The 19,238-nt window shown below is 65.8% G+C and carries 15 protein-coding genes; 5 read left to right on the plus strand and 10 right to left on the minus strand.

The genetic code is table 11. The annotated features are described in order from the left end of the window. Nucleotides 1–33: 33 nt before the first annotated feature. The 5 genes from ACG2LG_RS11670 (at nt 34) to ACG2LG_RS11690 (ending at nt 7,346) form a co-directional block, all read left to right on the plus strand. The gene (locus tag ACG2LG_RS11670) at nt 34–495 is read left to right on the plus strand and encodes a RidA family protein (protein WP_396259172.1); all 462 of its coding nucleotides are present in this window, start codon (nt 34–36) and stop codon (nt 493–495) included. A gap of 46 nt (nt 496–541) precedes the next feature. Beyond that, nucleotides 542–1,324 (plus strand): TatD family hydrolase, encoded by a 783-nt coding sequence (locus ACG2LG_RS11675; protein ID WP_396259173.1) that lies wholly within the window; start codon nt 542–544, stop codon nt 1,322–1,324. 36 nt (nt 1,325–1,360) lie between these two features. Beyond that, entirely contained in the window at nt 1,361–2,098 is a 738-nt protein-coding gene (locus ACG2LG_RS11680) for a hypothetical protein (protein ID WP_396259174.1), read from the plus strand. 80 nt (nt 2,099–2,178) lie between these two features. Then, nucleotides 2,179–3,765 carry a hypothetical protein gene (locus ACG2LG_RS11685; RefSeq protein WP_396259176.1) on the plus strand — a complete coding sequence of 529 codons (1,587 nt, stop codon included), beginning with the start codon at nt 2,179–2,181 and terminating at the stop codon, nt 3,763–3,765. 74 nt (nt 3,766–3,839) lie between these two features. After that, on the plus strand, nt 3,840–7,346 hold the full coding sequence (locus tag ACG2LG_RS11690; protein ID WP_396259177.1) for a DNA polymerase III subunit alpha: 3,507 nt from the start codon (nt 3,840–3,842) through the stop codon (nt 7,344–7,346). Between the two features lie 14 nt (nt 7,347–7,360). Here the strand turns inward: ACG2LG_RS11690 and ACG2LG_RS11695 are convergent, their stop codons facing one another. From ACG2LG_RS11695 to ACG2LG_RS11740, 10 genes are all read right to left on the minus strand, one after another. Then, nucleotides 7,361–7,936 (minus strand): DUF1080 domain-containing protein, encoded by a 576-nt coding sequence (locus ACG2LG_RS11695; protein WP_396259178.1) that lies wholly within the window; start codon nt 7,934–7,936, stop codon nt 7,361–7,363. A gap of 8 nt (nt 7,937–7,944) precedes the next feature. Then, complete coding sequence (gene cimA / locus ACG2LG_RS11700) at nt 7,945–9,549, minus strand: citramalate synthase (RefSeq protein WP_396259180.1); 1,605 nt, start codon at nt 9,547–9,549, stop codon at nt 7,945–7,947. Nucleotides 9,550–9,699: 150 nt separating this feature from the next. Next, a complete protein-coding gene (locus ACG2LG_RS11705; RefSeq protein ID WP_396259181.1) occupies nt 9,700–10,725 on the minus strand; it encodes a S1C family serine protease in 1,026 nt (341 codons plus the stop codon). Nucleotides 10,726–10,799: 74 nt separating this feature from the next. Then, on the minus strand, nt 10,800–11,426 hold the full coding sequence (locus ACG2LG_RS11710) for a hypothetical protein (RefSeq protein WP_396259183.1): 627 nt from the start codon (nt 11,424–11,426) through the stop codon (nt 10,800–10,802). 2 nt (nt 11,427–11,428) lie between these two features. Continuing rightward, nucleotides 11,429–12,031, minus strand: coding sequence for an RNA polymerase sigma factor (locus ACG2LG_RS11715; RefSeq protein ID WP_396259184.1), 603 nt, complete (start codon nt 12,029–12,031; stop codon nt 11,429–11,431). Between the two features lie 41 nt (nt 12,032–12,072). Continuing rightward, the gene (gene uvrA, locus ACG2LG_RS11720; protein ID WP_396259186.1) at nt 12,073–14,904 is read right to left on the minus strand and encodes an excinuclease ABC subunit UvrA; all 2,832 of its coding nucleotides are present in this window, start codon (nt 14,902–14,904) and stop codon (nt 12,073–12,075) included. 105 nt (nt 14,905–15,009) lie between these two features. Continuing rightward, nucleotides 15,010–15,330, minus strand: coding sequence for a hypothetical protein (locus tag ACG2LG_RS11725; protein ID WP_396259188.1), 321 nt, complete (start codon nt 15,328–15,330; stop codon nt 15,010–15,012). Nucleotides 15,331–15,381: 51 nt separating this feature from the next. Beyond that, entirely contained in the window at nt 15,382–16,797 is a 1,416-nt protein-coding gene (locus ACG2LG_RS11730; protein WP_396259190.1) for a DUF1501 domain-containing protein, read from the minus strand. 2 nt (nt 16,798–16,799) lie between these two features. Next, a complete protein-coding gene (locus tag ACG2LG_RS11735; protein WP_396259192.1) occupies nt 16,800–18,977 on the minus strand; it encodes a PSD1 and planctomycete cytochrome C domain-containing protein in 2,178 nt (725 codons plus the stop codon). A 73-nt stretch (nt 18,978–19,050) separates the two neighbouring features. Next, the coding region (locus ACG2LG_RS11740; RefSeq protein ID WP_396259193.1) for a hypothetical protein at nt 19,051–19,238 on the minus strand (188 nt) is incomplete at its 5' end.

Here is a 19,238-nt window from a genome sequence, read left to right on the forward strand (position 1 = left end):
GCACTTGGCCCTTCGAACTTGGAACTTCAAGGCATGGACCAGACCCTCGCCCGCCTCGAAAGCCTCGGCTTCACCCTCCCCGAAGTCCCCGCCCCGGTCGCCGCCTATGTCAACTGCGTGCGCAGCGGCAACCTGCTGTTCCTTTCCGGCGGCCTGCCCATCGATGGCGAGCGGAAGATCCTCGGCAAGGTGCCGACCGATGTTTCTCCGGAGGAAGCGGCGGAAGGCGCCCGCATCATCATGCTCAACCGGCTTGCCGTGATCCGCGACGAGATCGGCTCGCTGGACAAGATCACGCGCATCGTCGCGCTCAACGGCTTCGTCAACTCCGAGCCCGACTTCACCGGCCACCCGCAGGTGGTCAATGGCGCCTCCGAGTTCCTCCTCGAGGTCTTCGGTGATCGGGGCAAGCACTCCCGCACCGCCCTCGGCGCCGCCGCCCTGCCGCTCAATGTCGCCGTCGAGATCAACATGATCGTCGAAGTGGAAGTATGAACGATCGCGCCGCCATCCCATGCGTCCTATAGGTCCCATAGGACCCATGGCCCTCATCGACGCCCACAACCACCTCCACCAGCTCCCCGACCCGGAGGAAGCCATCCGCGCCATGCGGCGCGTCGGCATCGAGGGCTGCGTCGTCAACGGCACCTCAGAAGACGACTGGCCTGCCGTCGCTGAACTCGCCGAACAACATCCGGACTTCATCCGTCCTGCCTTCGGGCTCCACCCCTGGCACGCCCACCAACGCAGCGACGACTGGCTCGACACCCTGCAAGCTTTCCTCGACCGCTTCCCTGGCGCTTCCATCGGCGAATGCGGCGTCGACCGCTGGATCGACAATCCGCCGATCGAGCTTCAGCTCGAGGTCTTCCTCCCGCAACTCGCCCTCGCCCGCGAGCGGAATCTCCCCATCACCATCCACGCCCTCAAGGCCTGGGGACCGCTCCTCGACGCCCTCGACCAGGAACCACCGCCCGAGCGCGGCTTCCTCCTTCACTCCTACGGCGGCAGCCCGGAACTCGTCGCGCAACTGCTGCCACTCGGGGCCCGCTTCTCCTTCTCCGGCCACTTCCTTCATCCCCGCAAGACCCGGGTCGTCGAGGCCTTCCGCGCCGTCCCACCTGATCGGCTGCTGCTCGAAACCGACGCCCCCTCCATGCCTCCGCCGGAGGAAATCATCACCCATTCCCTGCCCGACGGACAAAACCACCCGGCCAACCTGCCCGCCATCGCCACCGGACTGGCCCGCCATCTCAGCGAGGATCCCGCCGCCCTGATCGACCGCTGCACCAAAAACACCCGTCAATTTTTACTGTTCACTTGAACATTTAAGGATTCCGCGCAGGCTTCTCCTCGGAACATGCCGAGCGAGACGATCCAGAACCTGCGCCAGCAGCTGCGCGAGAAATTCCCCGCCGCCCATCGCGAGGGGAGCGCCGGCGTCCCGCCGGCTCCATTCGGCGTCCCGCCGAATGCCTCCACCCACCCCGACGCGAAGCGTCGCACTCCTCTTGGCACTTGGAACTTCGAACCTGGCACTTCGAACTTCCCGATCGGCGCCATCACCGAGATCTCCCCGGCCCACCCCGCCTGCGGTCTCACCCTCCTCTTCGCCGCCCTCCTCTCCGAAGCACCGAATCCCGGAAACACCGACCTGTCCGCCGTCGCTTCAGCGAAGGCGGAAACACCGGCACTCGTTCTCATCGACGCCCGCGACCGCTTCGATCCCGCCTCGTTTTCCCCCGAAGAGTGCCGGCGCCTCCTCTGGCTGCGCTGCCGCGAGACCCGCCAGGCCCTGCAATCCGCCGACCTGCTCCTGCGCGACGGCAACCTGCCCTTCATTCTCCTCGACCTCTCCCCGCTCCCCGCACGCGAACTGCGCCGCATCCCCGGGTCCGCATGGCACCGCCTGCGCCAGCTGGCGGAACCCAGCCAGTGCACCCTGCTCGTGCTGACTCCCACCCCGCTCGTTCCGGGTGCGGCGCTGCGCCTGACCCTCACCCGAGAATTCGATCTCCGGCATCTCGACCTCTCGCGCACCGACCTCCTCCGCAACCTGCACGCCGAAGCCCGCCACCGCCACCGCCACACCGCCTGAACCGGAAGTTCCAAGTGAGAAGTTCCAAGTGCCAATGCCAGTTTCCGGAGCGCGGACATTCCTGTCCGTCCGTCTCTCCCTTGGAACTTGGCCCTTCCCCACTTGGAACTTCGTACCTCGCCCTCCACATCCCCGCCCTACCCCTTGAGGCCCTTCTCCGGCACCAGCCGGAAAAGCGCCGTCATCCCCATGCCCTGCTTTCTCCATCCGCCCATTCCTCCACCGTCATCCACGCCAACCGCGCCGCCCGTCGCCGCGCCGTCCACGACGGGCTTTCCCACACCCGGGCCCTCGCCCGCTGTCCGGAACTGAAATTTCTCGAGCGCGCCCCCGAAGCGGAAACCGCCGTCCTCCACGACCTCCTCCAATGCGCCGAGTCCCTCACCCCCGACTTTGAACTCACCACTCCCGACACGCTCATCCTCGCTGGCTTGCGGATCAAACAGGAGATCCCATCTGAAATCCGAAATCTGAAATCCGAAATCGAACCCCTCGGACTCCCTCTCCACCTCGCCGCCGCCGCGACGCCCGACCTCGCCCACCTCTTCTCCCTTCATCCCGCCACCAGCCATTCGCTCATCTACCGCGGTGCCGACTATCGGTGGAAAAAACCGACCCACCTCCACGACTCACTCACCGCCCTCCCACTCCAAATTCTCCATCACTTGGAACTTGGAACTTTTCACTTGGAACTTCCATCCCAGTGGGGCCTGCAGACCCTCGCGGACCTCGCCCGACTCCCTCGTCAGGATCTCGCCGAGCGTCTCGGTCCGGATTTCGTCCGTCTCCACGATATTCTCCACGGCCGGCACCAGCGTCTTCTCAGGATCTTCCGCCCGGCCGAATCCATCGAGGCGCACACCGATCTCGAACACCCGCTGAGTCACGGCGACGGCCTGGTTCTGTGGCTGCGGCGAACCCTCCACACCCTGTGCTCCCGGCTGGCCTCCAGCTATCGCGCCGCTGCGGAAATCCATCTCACCCTTGATCTCGAGGACCAGCCCCCGCATCGCCACACCCACCGGCTGCCGGAGCCTTCGGCCTCGCCCGAAACCCTGCTCCGTCCTCTCGCCACCCATCTGGAGCACCTCACGCTGACCGCCCCCGTCACCGGCTTTCATCTCCGGCTGACTCCCTGCGCCGGCCACGCCGGACAACACGAGCTTTTCGACCGCGGGATCCGCCAGCCCCACCGGCTCGCCGACACCCTCATCCGCCTGGCCGCCCTGCTGGGTGACGACCGCCTCGGCTTCCCCTCCCCCGGCTTCACCCACCGCCCCGACACCTTTGCCCTTCACCCCGCCCATCACCTCTTCGATCAAACCAGTCTTCCATCCCCTCGACGCGAAGCGGCGCACTCCCTTTGGCACTTGGAACTTCGAACTTCGAACTTCGGCCCACCCCTCTCCCGCTTCCGCCCTCCCATCGAGGTCTCCGTGGCCTTCGAAAACGCCAGCGGGCACCCCGTCCCCCTGGCGCTTCTGACCGGGCCCCACCGCGGTCGCGTCACCCATCGCCACGGTCCCTTCCCCCTCTCCGGCCAGTGGTGGGATCCCGGGGAAAAGTGGCAGCAAGTCGAATGGGACATCCGCCTCGAAACCCGCCATCTCCTGCGCCTCGCCCACATCCCCCCCGACCTCTGGCAGCTCCAGGGAGCCTACCCCTGAAAGTCCGCCGGTTCCGTTCGTAGTTCCCCCTTCAGGGGGTCCTGCCACCCCGTCGCGCAGCGACGCTGTTCACCATGTTCGTCGAACTCCACGCCCGTTCCGCCTTCTCCTTCCTCCGCGGTGCCAGCCTCCCGGAGGCCCTCGTCGAACGCGCCGCCGAACTCGGCTACCCGGCCATCGCCGTCACCGACCACCTCGGCTTCCAGGGCAGCCCACGCGCCCACGCCGCCACCCGGCAGCACGGCATCCGCGCCCTCGTCGGAACCACCCTCGAAGTTCCAAGTGAGAAGTTCCAAGCGCCAAACCCCGCTCCCGCCGTCGTCGCCCTCGCCGCCAACCGCACCGGCTACACCCAGCTCTGCCAGCACCTCACCGAGGAGGGGGAGCGCCGGCATCCTGCCGGCTCCATTCGGCGTCCCGCCGAATGCCTCCAGCCCCCCCGTCGCGAAGCGACGCATTCTCCTTGGAACTTGGCACTTCGAACTTGGCACTTCGACCGCGGAGCGGTCGCCGCCCTCACCGGCGACCGCGATCACCTGCTCTGCCGGCTCCTGCTTCAGGAGAAGCGCCGGGAAGCCGAGTCCTTCGCCCGCCAGCTCATCGACATCTTCGGACTCGAGAACGTCCATATCCAACTCACTCGCCACCACCTGCGCGACGACACCCGCCTCAACCGTCTGCTCATCGATCTCGCCGACCACCTCAAGCTCCCGCTGATCGCCAGCAACTCCCCGCTTCACGCCACCCGTACCGACCGGCTCCTGTGCGACGCCTTCACCTGCCTGCGCCACCACACCACCCTCGACCAGGCCGGAGCGCTTCTCGCACCCAATGGCGAACGCCACCTCAAGTCGCCACGCGCCATGCGCGAGCTCTTCCGCGACCTCCCGGCCGCGATCGACAACACCCTCCGCCTCGCCGAACGCCTCGACTTCACCCTCGAAAACCTCGGCTACCGTTTTCCCGACGCCTGCGACGACACCGGCCATCCGCTCTCCATCGGAGAACAATCCACCCGCCTCCGGCGCCTCACCTACGCCGGTGCTCACCGTCGCTATGGCACCCTTCGACCCAGGGTGAAACATCAGCTCGAGCACGAACTCGCCCTCATCCACAAGCTCGGCTTCCCCGGATACTTCCTCATCGTCGAGGAGATCATGAGCTTCGCCAAGGCCCACGGCATCTTCTGCCAGGGCCGTGGTTCCGCCGCCAACTCGGCGGTCTGCTACGCGCTCGGCATCACCAACGTCGACCCCGTCGGCGGCGGCTTGCTCTTCGAGCGCTTCCTTTCCGAGAACCGTCGCTCGTGGCCCGACATCGACATCGATTTCCCCTCGGGCGACCGTCGCGAACTCGTCATCCAGCACGTCTTCAAAAAATACGGCCCGCGCGGCGCGGCGATGACCGCCAACGTCATCACCTACCGCCCTCGCTCCGCCTTCCGCGAGATGTCCAAGGTCCTCGGCTTCCCCCCGCAGATCGCCGACCGCTTCTCCGACCTTTGTTCCTCCCCAAAGGTCCACGACGAAAGGACCGCCGATTATGAAATCGGCACCCCCACCCCCGGCGAAGCCGCAAACTCCCCCACTTCTCACTCGGCACTCGACACTCGGTACTCCGCCGCAGGTGGGACCGGTGGCATGGACCACTACTACCCGAAGGCCAAGGTCCTCGACCTCGAAGCGACCATGGTCGCCGCCGGCATCCCGAAGAACCACCCGAGGCTGCCGGCCCTCACCCACCTCTATCACGCCGTTCTCTCCCTGCCCCGGCACCTCGGCCAGCACTCCGGCGGCATGATCATCTGCGATCGCGGCCTCGACCGCATCGTCCCGCTCCAGCCCGCCACCATGCCCGGACGCACCATCGTTCAATGGGACAAGGACGACTGCGAGGACCTCGGCATCGTCAAGGTCGACCTGCTCGGACTCGGCATGCTCGCCGCCCTCGAGACCTCCCTCAAGATCTGCGCCGACCGCGGCCACCCCGTCGATCCGGCGCTCATCCCCAAGAACGACCCCGCCGTTTACGAGATGCTCTGCCGCGCCGACACCATCGGAACCTTCCAGGTCGAGTCCCGCGCCCAGATGGCCACCCTGCCCATCATGCGCCCGCAGAATTTCTACGACCTCGCCATCGAAGTCGCCATCATCCGCCCTGGCCCCATCGTCGGCGACCTTGTCCACCCCTACCTCAACCGCCGCAACGGCCGCGAGCCGGTCGACCACATCCACCCCGACCTCGAGCCCATTCTCGCCCGCACCCTCGGCGTTCCGCTGTTCCAGGAACAGGTCCTGCGCATGGCCATGACCTTGGCAGGCTTCACCGGCACCGAGGCCGACGAGCTCCGCCGCGCCATGGCCTTCAAGCGCGCCGACGAGAAAATGGAAGCCGTCGCCCGCAAGCTCGACACCCGCATGACCGCCCGCGGCATCCCCGCCGAAGCCCGGCGCAAGGTCATCCAATCCATCGGTTCCTTCGCCCTCTACGGATTCCCCGAGAGCCACGCCATCTCCTTCGCCCTCATCGCCTACCTCTCCTGCTGGATGAAGGTCCACCACCCCGCCGAGTTCTACTGCGGCCTGATCAACCACCAGCCGATGGGCTTCTACTCCGTCAACACCCTGCTCCAGGACGCCAAGCGCCACCGGGTCCGCGCGCGCCCCATCTCCGTCATCCATAGTAGCTACGAAACCACCGTTCTCGACGACCATCACCTCCGCCTCGGTCTTCACCGTCTCAAGGGTCTCTCCAAAAAGACCGCCCGCCGCCTCCTCGCCGAGCGCGAAATGCAGCCCTTCACCAACCTCCCCGACTTCCTCCGCCGCGTCCGTCCCGGCAAAAATGAGCGCCGCGTCCTGGCGGCAACCGGAGCCCTCAACGAGCTCCCCGAAATCGAGCACCGCCGCCACGCCCTGTGGCAGTCCGAACTCCCCCTTCACGACGACCTTTTCGCCGAAGTTTCCCTCCGTCGCCAAGGCTATGGAGGGCAGGCAAGTTCCAAATTCCAAGTTCCAAAGCGTCCCGACGCCCCTGGTTCTGTTTCTTCCACTGATCACTCGCCACTAGGCGTCATGGCGGACCACGAGTGTCTCGCCGCCGATCTCACCCTCACCGGCGCCACCACCGGCCCGCATCCCATGGCCCTATGGAGATCGGCTCAAGGAGCGCCGATTATGAAATCGGCATCTTCCACCCCCGGCGCAAAGCGCCGCACAAAACCACTGATCACCGATCACCGATCACTGATCACTCCCCCTCACCGCGCCATCGACCTCCATTCGCTCCAGCACGCCGCCGCGGTGAGGGTGGCCGGCATGGTCATCTGCCGCCAGCGCCCGTCCACCGCCAAGGGCCACTGCTTCATCAGCCTCGAGGACGAGACCGGCATCGCCAACCTCTTCGTCCCCCGCGACACCTTCCAGAGATACCGCCTCCTCATCACCACCGAATCCTTCCTCCTCGCCGAGGGCACCCTGCAAATCTCAGAGGGCGATCAACCCACCCTCTACACCACCGCCCTCCATCCACTCCCGGGCATCACCCACGACCACGCCGCCGGGTCGCATGATTTCCGATAGGCACCCCTCTCTTCTCACTTCAACTCCTCCACCACCATGTCGCGGAACTCGATCTTCATCACGAGTCCCGGGTGGACTTGGAGCCCGAGCGGCCCCTTCTCCACGGCCGTGTCCGACTCATAGGTCATGACCTCACTGCCGTTGAGCGACACCACGTACTTGTTGCCGCGGACGACGATCTTCATGCGGTTCCATTCCTCCTCCTTCAGGAGTTCCTTCACCCCCTTGCCCTCGACCGGGTAGCCCCGCTTCTTCGAGATGTAGGGGGAACCGGTCATGTCCCGCTTCAAGGATCCACTGATCCCGATCTGGATCTGATCCGTCTGATGCCGGAGGAAAACGCCGGAGTCGATGTGGCCGGAGAACCGGAACTCGAACTCGAGCGAGAAATCGGTGAAATCCTTCTTCGTCCAGAGAATCGAGTTCTTTTTCCCGGCATCGCTCTGTCCGACCAGAACTCCGTCGTCGACCTTCCAGTAGTCCGCGCCTTCCACCCTCCATCCATCGAGCGACTTGCCGTCAAACAGGGGAACCGGGGCGGCCTGAGCCATGCCGGCGGCCAGCACCAAGAGGAGGAGACATCTTTTCATCCAACCTCCTACGCAGCGGGACCGCCCGATGTATCGCCGTTCTGCGCCCGGCTTCCGCGCCGCTGAAGGAAAAGGTCGATGCTGTCGACGATCGCGATCCACGAGGCTTCGATGATGTTCTCGGAAACCCCGACCGTTCCCCAGTTCCGCTCACCGTCGCCGGAAACCACCAGCACCCGGGTCTTCGCCGCCGTGTGGTCGTGGCCGTCGATGATCCGGACCTTGTAGTCGAGCAGCGAGACCTCCTCGATTTCGGGATAAAAGGGCAGCAGCGCCTTTCGCAGCGCCTTGTCGAGGGCGTTCACCACACCGTGACCCTCCGCCACGGTGTACTCCGCCACCTCGCCGACGTAGAGCTTCACGGTGGCTTCACAAACCGGCTGATGGCCGTCGCGGTAAAGCCGGTACGACGTGTGGAATTCCTTCAGGTCGAAGGGTTTTTCGTAGTTCCCCATCTGCCGCCGGATCAGCAGTTCGAGCGAACCACCTGCCGCCTCGAAGGAATAGCCGGCGTGCTCCAGCTCCTTCACCCGCGAAAGCACGGCCGTCGCCTCCGGCGAGCCCTTCTCAAGCTCCAGCCCCAGTTCCCTCGCCTTGATCAGGATGTTCGACTGGCCGCTGAGTTCCGAGACGAGGATGTGCTGACGGTTCCCCACCTCGGCCGGCTCGATGTGCTCGTAGCTGCGGGCCAGCTTCTGCACGGCGTTGACGTGCATGCCGCCCTTGTGGGCGAAGGCCGTCTTGCCGATGAAGGGTGCCCGGGCGAAGTGCGGGTTGTTCGAGACGTCGTCGACGAAATACGAGAGTGACTGCAAGCCGCTCAGATCGGGAACCACCTCGTGGCCCATCTTGAGCTGGAGGATGGGAATCACCGACGTCAGGTTGCAATTGCCGGTGCGCTCGCCGTAGCCGTTGATGGTTCCCTGCACCTGGGTACCCCCCGCCCTCACGGCCGCGATGGCGTTGGCGACGCCCAGTTCGCAGTCGTTGTGCGTGTGGATGCCGAAGGGCGTGTCCGGCAGCCGTTCCTTGACCGCCGTGCAGATCGCCGTGATCTCGCTGGGCAGGGTGCCCCCATTCGTGTCGCACAAAACAAGCACGTCCGCCCCGCCCTCGGCGGCCGCCTCGAGCGTCGCCAGTGCGTGTTCAGCCGAATCCTTGTAGCCGTCGAAGAAGTGCTCGGCGTCGTAAACCACCTCGCGCCCGTGCTCCTTCAGAAAGCGCACCGTGTCCCGGATCATCGCCCGGTTCTCCGCAGGGGTGGTCCGCAGCACCTCGGTGACGTGCAGTTCCCAGCTTTTCCCGAAGATCGTCACCACCGGCGTCTCCGCCTCGATCAGCAGGCGCACCTGCGGGTCTTCCTCGACAGCCGTGTTGGCCCGCCGGGTCGAGCCGAAGGCGGCAAGTCTGGCATGCTTCAGATCCAGCTTCCGGGCCTCCTTGAAAAACTCGATGTCCTTGGGGTTCGACCCCGGCCAACCGCCCTCGATGTAGTCGATGCCGAAGCGATCGAGTCGCTCGGCGATGCGGAGCTTGTCGAGTCGCGACAACTGGAAGCCTTCGCCCTGCGTGCCATCACGGAGGGTGGTGTCGTAGAGAAAGACGGATTTCATGGACGGTTCCGGGGCGCGGAGCCTAGCCTGCATGTTGCACTTTGTGAAAGCTGCTTTTTGCCGGGGAAATCGAGGATTGAGCGACCCGAACAAAAGCAGCCCGGCCCCGCAATTCGCAGGGCCGGGCTGAAAATCGTGGAATCCCGTGGCCTACTCCTCGCCGTCCCCGGCGTCGTCGTGGTTCAGTTCATCCAGCGGACGGAAACGGTTCGGTCCGAGTCGCAGCTTCAGTCCGTTGCCGCCGAAATCCATGTCGAAATTCAGCTTCTCCAGGCGTTCCCGAATCCCATCCGGCACCGCCGCCTTGTCCTGCGGGGTGTCGTAGGGACCCTCCCACAGCAGCTCGCCGTCCTGGCCATAGACCCGCGCTTCCTTGTGACCGTCGCGGCTGCTCATCTCGATGGACCCCTCCTCGTCGAGCAGACGGATCGAACTCTCGGCCGCCACGTCCCCGCCCAGCTTCAGCTGCATGCCCGGATTGAGCATCTCCTTCTCCAGGCGTTGCATCAGATTCATCTGGAGCTTGTTGGCGGCACCACCCTCCAAATCGAGATCCTCAAATGCCCGAAGATTGCGCTCGAGCGCCTCGCGGATCAGGTCGGCGTGGCGGTCGGGAAAGTTTTCCAGGAAACCGTCCAGCTGCGCATTCGGCTGACCGGCTCCCCCCATCATCGCCTCGGGAGCCTTCCCCAGCGTGATGCTCGCTTTGCGCTGCTGACCCTTCTGGATCACCGACACCTCGATTTCATCGCCCACCTCGTGCTTCTCGACCTCGGCGCGAACCGCTTCGGGTGATCCGACGCCCACCCCGTTCACCTCGGTCAGCACGTCACCCACCGCGAGCTGCGCCTTCTCGGCGGGGCCACCGGCGACCAGGTCGCCGATCACCACGCCTTGCCCGGGCTTGAGCTGGAGATGACCCGCCAGCAGATCCGGCACGGGATCGAGAATGACACCGAGAAACGGGCGCGCATCCTCGGCGGCGGGCATTGGGACGGGATCAAGCGGGCCGGCTTGCTCTTCCTGACCGGCCTGCGGTGCTTGTGGTCGATCTTCATCCACCGGAACGGCAACCGGTGGTGCCTGGGGCGGAATCGGCTCGGAATCCACGGGTGGCTCGATCGCCATCAGGGTCAGTGGCGCAAACACCACCAGTGGAATGCTTCGGATGATCATGTTCATAACTCTTTCCGGGTTGTCACGACGCTTCATACTAGATTCATCGTATTCGATTCGCGGTTTTGTTCAAATCAGTCGATTTCATCCGGGACCACCAGGAATTCGGTCCGCGGAACCTCGGTCACCATCTCCTCGCCCTGGGCGTTCAGCCAGACCACGCGGTCCTTGTAGACGACCTTCACCACCCGCACCGACTTGTCGCCACCGGCCCAGATTCGACCCAGGTCGTCGGCCTTTGCCACACCGGATTCGAAGCTCGCCGGGGTGAAGGCCTCGGGGTCGGCCTTGACGACCTCGGAGCCGCCGGTTGTCGCCACGGCACCAGAGGCCGGCTCGGTGCTTTTCGGGCCCATGAGCAGGGCGGACAGCCCGCCGGCCAGCGCCACCAATGCAGCCGCCGCCCATGGCATGGCGCGCCGCTGCGGCGATGCCTTCTCCCGATTGGGAAACGGCACCACCTTCGTCGCACCGGGGAAGGGAAGGCGCTCGAGAATGGTGAGCAGCGCGGCCCGGGTCGATGCGGACGGACCACTGGGGGAGACCTTCGCCAGACGGCGCTCAAGCCCCCTCTCCTCCGGGCCGAGTTCTTCCAGCCGCCCTTCGACCGCACGCTCCAGCCGCTCCGCGAGGGCGGGATCGAGCCCGGACGGACGCATCGCCTCCAACCGGTTTTCCAGCTTCTGTAAGTCGAGTTCCATGGTCAGATCGAAAGGTCGCCGCGGCGCCACGCCGAGCTCAGCTTCTTGCGCAGGGCTTCAAGTCCGTAGCGATACCGCGACGCCGCTGTGTTTGGAGAAATTTCCAGCGCCTCGCCGATTTCCGCAAAAGTCCGCTCGCCCCAGATCTTCATCAGGATCACCTCGGAGAACTTGTCGGGCAGTTCCTTCAGGCCGGCCTCGATCTGGGCCCGGGTTTCCTCGTCGGACTCGTCGCCCGCGAACCACGGGTGCTCGCCCTCCGACTTGTCCAAGTCGATGCCGCCGTGCGACACGTCCTCTCGCCGCTTGCGCCGGTCGTCACGTCGTCCGAGATCGATCGAAAGACGCCGCAGCGTGGTGTAGAGATAGGGCATCCAGGCCTCCTGCCCACCGCTGAACTGACCCGACTCCAGCTTGTCGATCAGCTTCACCAGGGCGTCCTGGAGCAGATCCTCCGCGTCCTGGTGACTGCGCGTCTGCTGCCGGGCAAACAGCAGCAGCCGCGGCCCGTTCTCGTCGAGCCACGCTTTCCAGTCGCTCGCTGCCGGCGAGGTTCGGGCGTGGGTTGCGGGATTCACCGGGTTGTCGGGATCTTCGGCTTTCATCGTTCAAGCGCAGCAGATCGATGGACCTGTCTTGCGGTTTTCTACGAAAGATTCGCGGCGAGCGCACGCCCGGTTGCGGAATTTTCGACCATCGCCACTTCCGCCGGAGTCCCCCGGGCGACGACCTGCCCCCCGTTCCGTCCGCCGCCGGGACCGAGGTCGATCACATGGTCGGCGGCCGCGATGACCCCCAGATGATGCTCGACCACCAGCACGCTGTGACCACTTTCCCGGAGCCGGGCGAAGGCGCCGAGCAACCGGTCGACGTCGCCGAAGTGAAGCCCCGTGGTCGGTTCATCGAAAAAGTAAAAGGTGTGGGGCGCAGCCGGGCGGGACAGCTCGACGGCCAGTTTCAGACGCTGGGCCTCGCCTCCGGAAAGGGTGTTCGCCGGTTGCCCCAGGCGGAGGTAGCCGAGACCGAGCTCTTCCATGATGCGCAGCAGCGCCGCGAGCTTGGGGACCGCCGCGAACGCCGCGTGGGCCTCCACCACTCCAAGCTCCAGGACGTCCGCAATGCTCAGTCCCTTGAAGGTCACCTCGAGCGTCTCGCGGTTGAAGCGGCGGCCGCCACAGGAGTTGCACTCGATCCAGGCATCCGGCAGGAAATGCATCTCGACTTTCAGCCGCCCCGCCCCCTCGCACTTCTCGCAGCGCCCGCCCCGCGTGTTGAAGCTGAAACGGCCCGGACCGTAGCCGCGCTGACGCGACAGCGGAAGCTTGGCAAAGAGACTCCGGATCAGGTCGAAGGCGCCGGTAAAGGTCGCCGGATTCGAGCGCGGACTCCGGCCGATCGGTGCCTGATCGACCACCACTGCCTTGCCGATGCGATCCATCCCGTCAATGCCGTCATGCTCCCCGGGCCGATCGCCCGCCCCGTGGAACCGGCGCTTCAAGGCGCGCATCAGGATATCGTTGGCCAGGGTGGACTTGCCGCTGCCGCTGGGACCCGTCAGGCAACAGATCCCTCCCAGCGGAATCTTCACGTCGATGTTCTGGAGGTTGTTCTCCCGGGCACCCCGGATGACCAACTCACCCTCCAGCAAAGCGGCTGTCCCGGCCCGGGGCAGGCCGTAAGTGCGGCGCCCAGCCGCAAGCCACTTCATGGTCGGTGCTTCACCGCAATCCTCGGGTGCTCCGTTCGCCAAGAGCAGCCCGCCATCCGCTCCGGCACCCGGCCCCAGCTCCACCAGCCAATCCGCCGCCCGGATCATGGATTCGTCGTGCTCGACGACCACCACCGTGTTGCCACGATCCCGCAGCCGCTCAAGGGCGCCGATCAAGCGTCCGGTATCCTCGGCGTGGAGACCGATGCTCGGCTCGTCGAGCACGTAGAGGACCCCCGTGAGCCCGCTTCCCAGCTGCGTCGCCAGGCGGATTCGCTGGGCCTCTCCCCCGGAAAGCGTGCCGCTCGCCCGGTCGAGACCGAGATAGCCGAGCCCCACCTCGTCGAGAAACGACAACCTCTCGTTCAACTCCCCGACCAGCCGCCCGCAGATCTCCGCCCGGTCCTCGGCAAGCCGCACCCCTGCCAACCACGCCAGCGCCTCGTCCACCGGGAGCGCGCAGAAATCCTGGATCCCCAGCCAGCGACCGCCCGCTCCCTCGATTCGCACCGCCAGCAGTTCCGGCTTCAGCCGACGGCCCTCGCACACGCGGCAGGGCCGCTCCGCCATCACCCGCAGGATGCGGCGCCGCACCGCTTCCGAGCGCGCCACTCGCAGCTTGCGCTCCGCCTCGACACAGAGCCCCTCGTATTTCTTGATCTGCGGTTTCTTCTCGGCCCCCACCTTCCAGCCCGTTTCCAGCATGCCGCCATGGAACAGCAACTGCCGCGCCTCATCGGGCAAATCGCGGAGACGCACGGACTCATCGACGCCAAACATCCGCAGCAGCGCCGCCAGTTCGTTGATCAGCAACTTCCCGCGCTGCGCCTTCGGTTTCCACCATCCGGTGATCGCCCCCTCCAGCAGGGGCGTCTCGGGATCACCGACCAGCAGCTCCGGATCACAGAATCGCTCGGTGCCCAGCCCCTCGCAGGCCCGGCACGCCCCGAGATGGGAGTTGAAGGAAAAGTGGCGGGGAGACAGCTCTCCGATCGTGAAGCCGGTCTTCGGGTTCCGGTAGCTGGTCTGGAACGAACGCTCGTCCCAGCCCTCGGAATCCGGCTCCTGCACCAGCACCCGGGCCTCGCTTCCGCAGATCCTCAAGACGGTCTCCACGGAGTCCGCGAGGCGAGCCGACGCCCCGTCGCGCACCACCAGGCGATCGACCACGACCTCGACCTGTCGCGGATGCTCCGGCCAGCCGGCTTCCGCTTCCTCCAGATCCAGAATTTCTCCATCCACCCGCACCCGGACGAAACCCTGGCGCCGCAGGTCACCGATCAGGCGTCCGGCATCCGAGGTCTCCTCTTTCGGGACCGGGGCGAGCAGCACCAGCTTCGTCCCCTCCGCTTCCTGCAGCAGCGCGGCCACCATGTCGGCCGAGGTCATCCGCTCGAGACGCTCGCCGGTCTCCGGATCGTGGGGGGTTCCCGCCGCGGCCCACAGCACCCGCAGGTGCTCGTAGAGCTCGGTGGCCGTCGCCACCGTCGAGCGGGGATTCAGCCCGCCGCTGCGTTGCTCGATCGCGATCGCCGGACTCAGGCCCTCGATGGCATCGACATCCGGTTTCTCAAGCTGGTCGAGAAACTGCCGCGCGTAGGCCGAGAGCGACTCGATGAACCGGCGCTGGCCTTCGGCGAACAGCGTGTGAAAAGCCAGCGACGACTTTCCGCTGCCGCTCGGCCCGGTCATGACCACGAGCTTCCCGTGGGGAATCTCCAGGTCGAGATTCCTCAGGTTGTGCTGGCGGGCGCCCCGGATGCGGATCACGTCGAAACTCTCGGAGCCTTGATCGGACCACGCCAGCCGAAAGGACGTAAGCACAAGCCGTCACTCTCGATCTCGGCCTGAAGGACGGGCTCCGGGTCACCCGGATCAGTCCCCCGACCGTTCCGGATCCCAGTTCATCCCCTGCTCCGCGCGCCACTTCCGGAAGCCAGCGAACTGCTCCTTCTTCGGAAGCTCGTGACGGCTCGGATCCTCGTCGAGCCACCTGTCAAAGAGCCGCTGGCCCTGCCTGGCCTCCGACTTGACACGCTGCAGTTCCGGCACGGGCGCGTTTCTGGAAAGCAGCGATCGTTCGATCCGGCGCAGGCGGGCCCCTTGAATCAGCTGGCCGAGCCAGATCAGGACCAGTAGTCCCGTCTGGACGCCGAGCAGGATCCACAGGGTTTGGGGTATTTCTTCGACCGGCACGATCAAGGTCTATCTGCCGGCCTCCGGCGGGACAATCCCGAAGCTGTGTCCCTACGCGAGCAGTCCGCGGACGACGTGACCCTCGACATCGGTGAGCCGATAGCGGCGGCCCTGGAACAGGAAGGTCAGCTTCTCGTGGTCGATGCCGAGTTGGTGCAGGACGGTGGCGTGGAGGTCGTGGACCGGCACCTCGTCGCGCACGACCTGGTAGGAGAAATCGTCGGTCTCGCCGTAATTGAGCCCGGCCTTGAAGCCGCCGCCGGCAACGAGCTTGGTGAAGCAGGCGGCGTGATGGTCGCGGCCGTACGACTCGGCGACCTTGCCGCTCTGGCTGAAGGCGGTGCGGCCGAACTCGCCGCCCCAGACCACGATGGTGTCCTCGAGCAGTCCGCGCTGCTTCAGGTCGAGGATCAGCGCGGCGCTGGCCTGGTCGGTTTCCCGGCAGCGCTTCGGCAGGTGGGCGGGCAGGTTGAAATGGTGGTCCCAGCCGGAGTGGTAGAGCTGGATGAAGCGGACGTCGCGCTCGGCCAGGCGGCGCGCCATCAGGCAGTTGAAGGCGTAGGTTCCCGGCGTCCGTGCGTCCTCGCCGTAGAGCTTGAAGGTCGACTCCGGCTCGTCGGAAAGATCGGCCAACTCGGGAATGGAGGTCTGCATGCGGAAGGCCATTTCGTACTGGCTGATCCGCGTGGTGATCTCCGGGTTGCCGCTGCGGGCCAACTCCTCCTGGTTAAGCTCGTGGATCGCATCGAGCATCCGGCGACGCTCGCCGAGGCTCTTGCCGGTGGGGTCTTTCAAGTAAAGTACCGGCTCGCTGCCCGAGCGCAGGCGCACGCCCTGATGCCTGCCGGGCAGGAAGCCGTTGCCCCACAGCCGGGCGTTGAGCGGCTGCATGTTGGCGAGGTCGCCTTTCGAGACCAGGACGACGAAGTCGGGCAGGTTGCGGTTCATCGACCCGAGCCCGTAGCTCAGCCACGAGCCCATGCTCGGACGGCCGGGCAGGTTGTGGCCGGTCTGCATGAAGGTCAGCGCCGGATCGTGGTTGACCGGCTTGGTGCTCATTGAGCGGATGGTGCACAGTTCGTCGCTGATCGCCCCGAGGTGCGGCAGCAATTCGCTGACCCACGACCCGCACTCGCCGTGGCGCTTGAAGGCGTAGCGGGTGTTGATGATCGGGTGAAGCTTGTGGCCGTCGGTGAAACCGGTGAGCCGCCCGCTCTGCTTGACCTTCGAGAAAATGTCCTGGCCGTGGAATTTCGCCAGGGCCGGCTTGTGCTCGAAAAGGTCGGTCTGTGACGGGCCGCCCGACTGGAACAGGTAGATGACGCGCCTGGCCCTGGGACGGTAGTTGGCACCGAGGGCGACGCCGGTTTCCTCGGCGAACAGGCTGCCAAGCGCCATCGAGCCGAGGCCGCCGCCAACGGTCTGCAGCGCGCGGCGGCGGGTCATGTTGAGGAGAAGCGGGTCCATGGTCACTTGCGGGTCACCGTTTCGCTGAGGTTGAGGATGGCGTGGCAGACGTCGGCCAGCGCCGCAAGCTCGGCTCGTTCGATGCCGGCGGCCACCGGGCTTTCGCCCACCGCGAGCAGTCGGTCGGCCGCGGCGGGATCGTGGTGGTAATGCCGCAGGCGCTCGGCATGCAACTCATCGATGATCTGTCGCTCGCGTCCGGTGGGCTGGCGCGAAAGCACCCGTCGGAAGGCAAGATCGACCGGCGCCCCGGCGGCGAGTGCCTCCTCCGCAAGTTTGCGGGCTGCCTCGACGAAGGTCGGGCCGTGCAGGGTGACGAGCGCCTGCAGTGGCGTGTTGGTGGCGGCGCGCTCGACCGTGCAGACGTCGCGGCTCGGCGCGTCGAAGGCGACCATCGCCGGATGCGGCACGGCGCGGCGCCAGTAGGTGTAAAGGCTCTTCCGATAAAGGTCGTCACCGGTGCCCTGCACGTATGTCTCGGCGTGCGAGACGGGGGCGTTCAGATCCTCCCACACGCCCTCGGGCTGGTAGGGTCTCACGCTCGGGCCGCCGATCTTCTTCACCAGCAACCCACTGGCGGCGAGCGCCTGGTCGCGGATCATTTCCCCCGAAAGCCGGAAGCTCGGGCCGCGGGCAAGCAGGCGGTTCTCCGCATCCTCCAGGTCGTCGCGGAAGTCCGAGGACTGCCCGTAGGTGGCCGAGAGGACGATGAGCCGGATGACGTGACGCAGGTCCCAGCCGCTGTCGCGAAACTCGACCGCCAGCCAGTCGAGCAGCTCGGGATGGGTCGGCAGTTCGCCTTGGACGCCGAAATTGTCGACCGTCTTGACCAGTCCGCGGCCGAAGAATTGCCGCCACAGGCGGTTGACGCTGACCCGGGCGAAAAGCGGGTTCTCGTCCGCCGTCAGCCAGCGGGCGAGGCCGAGACGGTCGGGCCGGTAGCCGTCGAAGGACGGCAGCACGGCCGGCGTGTCCGGCGACACCTTATCCCCCGGCTGGTCGAACTGACCCTGCTCCAGCACGAAGGTCTCGCGCGGCTGTTCCCTCATCACCATGGCCCGGACCGTCTCCCCCGCGGCGTCAATCTCGAGGAATGGCGCGGCCGCCTTCTGCTTGCGACCGTCCTCGCCCGGCGCTCCCTTCTCGGCGCTGGTGTTGAAGAAGGCATACATCGAGTAGTATTCCTCGATGCTCACCGGGTCGTACTTGTGGTCGTGGCAGCGGGCGCAATCGAGCGTGAGCCCGAGGAACAGGGTGCCGACGGTGGCGGTCTTGTCGTTGGCGTACATCACCCGGTATTCCTCGTCGATGATGCCGCCCTCGATCGAGTAGCCGTGATTGCGCAGGAAACCGGTGGCGACGAGTTGGTCGGGGGTCGGCTCGTCGAGCAGGTCACCCGCCAGTTGCTCGGTGACGAAGCGGTCGAAGGGCATGTTCGCGCGAAAGGCATCGATCACCCAGTCGCGCCACGGCCACATCGTGCGCTCGTTGTCGAACTGGTAGCCGTTGCTGTCGGCGTAGCGCGCCTGGTCCAGCCACAACGCGGTCATCCGCTCGGCGTGGTCGACACTCGCCAGCAGGCGGTCGACCACCTTCTCGCAGGCATCGGGTGAATCATCGGCGACGAAGGCATCGATCTCCTCCAACGACGGCGGCAACCCGGTCAGGTCCTGGGTCACCCGACGCAGCCACTGCTCGCGCCCGACCTCCGGAGCCGGTTCGAGCGATTGCTGGCGCAGTCGGCGCAGCACGAAGGCGTCGATTCCTCCCCTGCCCCACTTCGGCCCGGCCACTTCCGGCAGCTTGGGGCGTTCGATCTTCTGAAACGACCAATGCTCCTCCCAGGTCGCCCCCTCCTCGATCCAGCGCCGGAGCAGGGCCTTTTCTTCGGCATCGAGACTCAGGTGCGTGTCGGGCGGAGGCATGACCTCATCCTCATCGGTGCTTTCAATCCGGCGCACCAACTCACTCTGATCCGGCTTGCCGGGCACGATCGCCCGATAGCCCCCGAGGTCGATCTTCGCGGCCTCTTCAAGGTCCAGGCGCAGATCCGCCTCCCGCGCCGCCTCGTCCGGCCCATGACAGGCGAAGCAACGGTCCGACAGGATCGGCCGGATGTCGCGATTGAACTGGACCGGCTCCGCGGCCGAAGCCAGCGCCGAACCCAACAAGGTCGGCATCAACCATCTTTGAAACTGTGGGCGACTCAAACGCATTGGATCAGCCTGAATACACGGCAGACACAGGGGTTTATCAAACAGCCTTCAGGAATGCTACGCCGCAATCCGCTTCAAGACCAAGCGCGGCAGGCGTCACCCCGACGAACTCAAGATCACCCTCACCGGAAACCACATCCCCGACCCCATGCGACGCGCCGCAGAATGGAGCGCGGAAAGACACGGGTTCAGGAAACCGAAGGAAAGAAGCGGGCCGTTCCGCCC

Origin of the sequence: Haloferula sp. A504, from assembly GCF_044385805.1 — a bacterium.
Taxonomy (GTDB): domain Bacteria; phylum Verrucomicrobiota; class Verrucomicrobiia; order Verrucomicrobiales; family Akkermansiaceae; genus Haloferula.

Coding starts and splice junctions, on each gene's coding strand:
- ACG2LG_RS11670 (WP_396259172.1), top strand. CDS start 34: ATGGACCAGACCCTCGCCCGCCTCGAAAGCCTCGGCTTCACCCTCCCC.
- ACG2LG_RS11675 (WP_396259173.1), top strand. CDS start 542: ATGGCCCTCATCGACGCCCACAACCACCTCCACCAGCTCCCCGACCCG.
- ACG2LG_RS11680 (WP_396259174.1), top strand. CDS start 1,361: ATGCCGAGCGAGACGATCCAGAACCTGCGCCAGCAGCTGCGCGAGAAA.
- ACG2LG_RS11690 (WP_396259177.1), top strand. CDS start 3,840: ATGTTCGTCGAACTCCACGCCCGTTCCGCCTTCTCCTTCCTCCGCGGT.
- ACG2LG_RS11695 (WP_396259178.1), bottom strand. CDS start 7,936: ATGAAAAGATGTCTCCTCCTCTTGGTGCTGGCCGCCGGCATGGCTCAG.
- cimA (WP_396259180.1), bottom strand. CDS start 9,549: ATGAAATCCGTCTTTCTCTACGACACCACCCTCCGTGATGGCACGCAG.
- ACG2LG_RS11705 (WP_396259181.1), bottom strand. CDS start 10,725: ATGATCATCCGAAGCATTCCACTGGTGGTGTTTGCGCCACTGACCCTG.
- ACG2LG_RS11710 (WP_396259183.1), bottom strand. CDS start 11,426: ATGGAACTCGACTTACAGAAGCTGGAAAACCGGTTGGAGGCGATGCGT.
- ACG2LG_RS11715 (WP_396259184.1), bottom strand. CDS start 12,031: ATGAAAGCCGAAGATCCCGACAACCCGGTGAATCCCGCAACCCACGCC.
- ACG2LG_RS11730 (WP_396259190.1), bottom strand. CDS start 16,797: ATGGACCCGCTTCTCCTCAACATGACCCGCCGCCGCGCGCTGCAGACC.
- ACG2LG_RS11735 (WP_396259192.1), bottom strand. CDS start 18,977: ATGCCGACCTTGTTGGGTTCGGCGCTGGCTTCGGCCGCGGAGCCGGTC.